Source organism: Nostoc sp. 'Peltigera membranacea cyanobiont' 232, assembly GCF_002245985.1.
In the GTDB taxonomy this organism is placed as follows: domain Bacteria; phylum Cyanobacteriota; class Cyanobacteriia; order Cyanobacteriales; family Nostocaceae; genus Nostoc.
On sequence record NZ_NOLK01000294.1, the window covers coordinates 1 to 4,493 of the forward strand.

Annotated in this window: 5 protein-coding genes; all 5 read left to right on the top strand. The window is 39.6% G+C overall.

All coding sequences use genetic code 11. From position 1 onward, the window contains the following. Positions 1-286, top strand: a 286-nt coding sequence (locus tag CDG79_RS39175) for a nitrogenase component 1 (RefSeq protein WP_317616646.1), incomplete at its 5' end; no start/stop codon positions are given. Positions 287-537: 251 nt separating this feature from the next. Then, a complete protein-coding gene (locus CDG79_RS39180) occupies positions 538-1,308 on the top strand; it encodes an MBL fold metallo-hydrolase (RefSeq protein ID WP_094346871.1) in 771 nt (256 codons plus the stop codon). Between the two features lie 50 nt (positions 1,309-1,358). Further along, a complete protein-coding gene (locus tag CDG79_RS39185) occupies positions 1,359-1,559 on the top strand; it encodes a hypothetical protein (RefSeq protein ID WP_223278634.1) in 201 nt (66 codons plus the stop codon). A 957-nt stretch (positions 1,560-2,516) separates the two neighbouring features. Further along, the gene (locus CDG79_RS39190) at positions 2,517-3,272 is read left to right on the top strand and encodes a DUF3598 family protein (RefSeq protein ID WP_094346872.1); all 756 of its coding nucleotides are present in this window, start codon (positions 2,517-2,519) and stop codon (positions 3,270-3,272) included. 8 nt (positions 3,273-3,280) lie between these two features. After that, a complete protein-coding gene (locus CDG79_RS39195) occupies positions 3,281-4,378 on the top strand; it encodes a filamentous hemagglutinin N-terminal domain-containing protein (protein WP_189525300.1) in 1,098 nt (365 codons plus the stop codon). The last annotated feature ends 115 nt before the right edge of the window (positions 4,379-4,493 follow it).

Sequence of the window (4,493 nt, forward strand, 5' to 3'; positions counted from 1 at the left end):
GCACAGCCTCGGTCTTACTTCCCGCGTAATATTTTCGGCAGATGGCTATCAGGTAAAACAGACTTTAGAAGAGTTTGATGTTGATGCTGTGATTGGCTCGGCATGGGAAAAATACATGGCAGAGGAACTAGGAATAAAAATTGCTTTTGATGTATTTAGCCCCACTAACAGAGAAACTTATGTTGACAAGCCATATTTTGGCTATGAAGGCATGATCAATATAATGGAGGTGATTGCTAACGATTGGGATAGAGCTTTTCGTTCCAAAGAGATTCATTGGACATAGAAAGGTATTGTGTCAAGAATGTTTTGATATCTTGATGCAGAGTTATCAAGAAGTATTGTGCTACACGTCTAGAGTAACGGCGATCGCTACAACGAGGAGTAACTGCCGTTACAAAGCGTTAGCCATTCATCTCCCTTTAGGAGACGCTTGCTAGATGGCAAAGCATTTGAATTTAACTGTACTAATATCTCCACCGCAACAGAATTCACTTGGAGTCAATTGCATTGCTTCGTGTATTAGGAGAGCTATAGATGTTTTTTCGCCAATTATTCGACCGCGAATCTTGTACTTATACTTACCTAATTGCTGACCTCAATACACAAGAAGCAGTTCTGGTCGATCCAGTTTTGGAACAATTTGAACGTGACTACCATCTTCTTCAGGAACTGGGCTTCATACTCCGGTATTGTCTGGAAACCCATATCCACGCAGACCACATCACAGGAACTTCAAAACTGCGGGAATTGACTTTTTGCCTGGGGGTACTGCCAGAAAATGCTCAGGCAAGCTGCGCTAATCAGTTTATTCGAGATGGAGAAATGTTGCACATAGGAAGCATAACCATCGAGGCGATCGCCACACCAGGTCACACTGATAGCCATATGGCTTACCTAGTCAATGGCGTTAGCGAAACGGCTCCAAAGGAGCTTCACGTTCTCACAGGAGATGCTTTATTCATTCGAGGTTGTGGGCGGACAGATTTTCAAAGCGGTGATGCAGGAATTTTATATGACTCTGTGACACAACGGCTATTTACATTACCAGATCAAACCTTTGTATATCCTGGTCACGATTATCAAGGTCATATAGTATCTACAATTGGGGAAGAGAGGCGATGGAATCCGCGATTTGTAAAATGCGAATCTCGTGAGCCTGCGGCAGGGTTACGCCCAACACAGATGCTCCGCGATCGCGCTAGCTTCATTGAGCTTATGACCAACTTGGATCTACCGAAACCCAAAAAAATGATGGAAGCCGTTCCTGCTAACAAACGTTGCGGTAACGTAGGTTCCCTTGGTTAAATCGTCGGCTCAATATTTCGTTTGTAGCTTCTAAGGGAGAGAAAAGTATTATGTCTGCGCTAATTAAGCCAGTAGAACGCGAATCAGCGATTCCAAGTGATACAGTAGGGCAAACGCATCAAATTGTAGTCGTCGGGGGTGGAGCCGCAGGTATCACAGTTGCCGCCCAACTGCTGAAAAAAATAAGCAGCTTGATGTTGCCATTATTAAACCAAGAGACAAGCACTACTACCAACCAGGATGGACACTAGTTGGCAGAGGTGTTTACAAAGTTGAGGATACAGTTAGGGACGAAAAAGATTACATCCCTGATGGTGCTACTTGGCTCAAAGACTATGTAGCGAATGGCACTAAGAAAAGCCGAAAAGCTTGTGGTTTAAGCAGTTTGCAATTCTTTGGTGTGATTCTCACTTCTTCACAGTGGCTGATACTCCGTAAAACCGAGATGACACCAAGAGTCTTTGCACTGATCAATACAGTTATTGGAATTCTCGTCTACTTCATACACATTGCTTAAGTTCAATGTCATAACCCCGATCTTCACTGGCGTAGACTTTCCTCTTGTGAGAGTTTTTTATTATAAAAAGAATCAATTTTCAGCTTGCTAAGACATGAAGAATACATCAGCAAAGCAAATTTTGCTCCGCAGCAATGCGTCGGAATCATTTTTCATGTGGTGTTTCAACAACTACTTGGAAGCAGTAGAAGAAGAATTTTTTCTACTGAATTACGAGGACTAACGAGTGTATTCTATTTTGATAAGTTCCCGATTGATGTTCCCGATTAATGACCGCTAACTTCCCTAAAAAAATTCCTGTGCTGGGACTATTTTTATTGCTTAACGGTATAGTTTCCAAACTATTTAAAGCACAGATTCCAGTTCGTATACCGACAATCTGGCAAGTTATCCCTAGAGATATCCAACGAACTTCGACTACCCCACTAATACCTTACTTTTGTTGGTTTAGGCTTGCGTTGTCAACAAAGCAATCGCTACGCCAACCCGAAATAGGAACGTGGCTATTTCTTTAGTATCTGTTGACTCAACGAAAAGAACGTGATCCCAAAATAGGATTTACTTGTTTGTGCAGTTCAATATTTTTTAATAATTGAACTATTTCGGTGGTAAAAAAATTACAAATTGTTTATGACTTTAATTGTTATCCTCATGTTGATATACTGTCTAAAGTCCCCTATTAATCAACATCATGAGTTCTAGCATAACAGATGCCCAGCTTCAAAACTGGGAAAACTTTTGTCGCCATCATGCCATAGGAGATTGGCATGGAACTTGGAGTATATACGATTTAGAAGGAAAATTAATTCGCCAGTTTCAATGTATCAGAAGCTTTCAGATAAGTGCTGATGGCAACGAAATTAATCATCAAAATCACTATATTTATCCTGATAACACAACAAAACTGGAAACTTTTGAACCTCGAAGGAAGCCTAACAAAGAAGCACTTTTTTTAGAAACTAGCTTCTCCTGGGGTTCTATAGAAGTAAAACCTAGTTCAATATTTTTTTTCGAGATTGGATTTAGAAATGAAGATAGGCGCAGAAGTGCAGTCGTAAGATATAACGAAGATGGCACTGTAGATATATTGATAATTTCCGAACATTTAGGAAGTTTTAGTAACGAGCCTCCTCTACCCTTAGCAAATCAACTTAACGGTTGGGAAGGTATAGCAACAAGTATGACACCAAATGATTGCATAGTGTCACCCACACAAGCAATTTTATGGATGCCATTAGAAGATTTGAACAAGAAATATCTGACATTACACTTGCAAAACGGCATATCAATAAGTGTTCCACACCAGATAGAGAGTGGACAGAATTTCTTCTTAGCAGCTGAATGGCTGGTTAATCCTACTTTATTGCAACGCAGTATTCGCCATTTTGATACATCAGAGTTCATCAGCTTCACACTAGAAGTTTTCAAGCGTCCATTAAAAGGATAGAAAAAATATTGAGAATACATACTATTTCATTCTGGAAGATTTATGGCAGTCTCTTATCTTATGTGCTACTCGGATTTTCGCCAGTTAACGCACAGATTACACCAGATAAAACGTTACTCATTAATTCTCAACTAACACATCATTCTAACACCAGCATAATTGAGGGTGGTACTATAAAAGGGAGCAACTTGTTCCACAGTTTTGAACAATTTTCTGTGCTTCCAGGAACTACAGCTTACTTTAACAATGGTATAAGTATTCAAAATATTTTCACTCGTGTCACGGGGAATTCGATTTCTAATATCGATGGTATTCTCAAAGCTAACGGAACAGCAAACTTTTTTCTAATCAATCCCAATGGGATTATCTTTGGGCAACACGCTCAGTTAAATGTTGGCAGTTCATTTTTTGCAAGTACTGCTAATACTATTAAGTTTTCTGATGGATTTGAATTCAAAGCAAATGTTAGCCAAACCACACCATTGCTAACTATTAGTACACCTATTGGGTTAATAATTGGGAATGATTCTGGTGCTATTCAAGTCATAGGTACAGGTCTTGGGCTAATTACACAAAATTCGCCTGTTTCACCAATTATTAGAAATAATGACTTAAAAGGTTTACAAGTTAAGCCAAGTAAAACCTTGGACTTAGTTGGCGGCGATATCACCTTAGAGGGCGCTAATATCACCGCAGAGCAAGGACGAATTGAGTTAGGGAGTGTTGGAGATGGTATAGTCAGCCTTAGATCAAATGGTCAAGGTTGGATACTAAATTTTGAACAAGTATCTTCTTTTAAGAAGATTAGCATATCTCAACAATCTTTAATTGATGCTAGTGGAAATGCTGGTGGTTCTATTACGGTGCAAGCGAAGGATGTCTCTTTAGAGAATAGCTCAATATTTTTAATTCAAAATCATGATTTACCTGCTGGTAGCATTAATATCAAAGCCTCCAACTCGTTCCAACTAACAGGAGCCTCTACAGATGGAAAATTTGTTAGCCTCTTACAAACTGAATCTTTAGGTTCTGGAAAAGGAGCAGACATAAACATTTCCACCAATAATTTAATTGCTCAACAAGGAGCAAGTATCGAATGGCACTAAGAAAAGCTCTAAGCTATGCGGAATAGGCACTACAGATTTTAAAGCTATTGAACAGTGAAGGTTCAGGGATGGGATAGGCAATTGTCCTTGATGTAATACTGCGATCGCCATTGAG

What these genes read in the sequence shown, in the direction of transcription:
- CDG79_RS39180 (WP_094346871.1), top strand. Translation starts at nt 538, where the DNA reads ATGTTTTTTCGCCAATTATTCGACCGCGAATCTTGTACTTATACTTAC.
- CDG79_RS39185 (WP_223278634.1), top strand. Translation starts at nt 1,359, where the DNA reads ATGTCTGCGCTAATTAAGCCAGTAGAACGCGAATCAGCGATTCCAAGT.
- CDG79_RS39190 (WP_094346872.1), top strand. Translation starts at nt 2,517, where the DNA reads ATGAGTTCTAGCATAACAGATGCCCAGCTTCAAAACTGGGAAAACTTT.